At 67.7% G+C, this 666-nt stretch carries 1 pseudogene; it reads right to left on the bottom strand.

Annotation, left to right across the window (positions count from 1 at the left end):
- Window positions 1-446: 446 nt before the first annotated feature.
- Window positions 447-666 (bottom strand): annotated as a pseudogene (locus GOSPT_RS21680) (hypothetical protein); the annotation flags it as partial.

The raw sequence follows: 666 nt of genomic DNA, 5'->3' as shown, positions 1-666 counted from the left end.
ATCCGTGCTGTGAAACGCTACGTCGCCCGCGAACTGTTCTACGCCCTCAAAGCAGACCTCACCGCCTGGGACACCAACCAAAACAACCACGCCCACACCACTTGACGGACTATAGGAACGTCCACCGCCGATCGAGCTGCACCCGCTGGTCGAGCCTGTCGAGACCACCCGCCAACCCAGCTGGGCCGCAGGTGATTTCGACTCGGCTGCTCGCTGCGCTCGCGGCCGGCTCAATCAGCGGAGAAGGCCCACCCGCTGGTCGAGCCCTAACCGCTGGTCGAGCTGCACCCGCTGGTCGAGCCTGTCGAGACCACCCGCCCATCGAGCTGTGCCGCTGGTGATTTCGACTCGGCAGCTCGCTCCGCTCGCGGCCAGCTCAATCAGCGGAAAGGGCCCGCCCCGCTGGGCGAGCCCTACCGCTGGTCGAGCTTGTCGAGACCACCCGCTCACCGCGTCGCGGCGCTGTGCGTCCGGTGGTGTTCGGCGACCTTGCCGCTGGTGACCACGGCCTGGGCGCCGAGGCTGATCGCGAGGTAGATCATGATGCTCGCGCCGTCGAGTCCGCCCATCCCGTGCTGTAGGCCGTCGCCGAAGAGCACCGGCACCACCAGGCTGATGGCGACGTGCGCCGCGATCGCGACGACCCAGAGCACTATGGTCAGCGCG

This window comes from Gordonia sputi NBRC 100414 (genome assembly GCF_000248055.1).
In the GTDB taxonomy this organism is placed as follows: domain Bacteria; phylum Actinomycetota; class Actinomycetes; order Mycobacteriales; family Mycobacteriaceae; genus Gordonia; species Gordonia sputi.
This window is presented reverse-complemented; position numbering and strand designations above follow the sequence as displayed.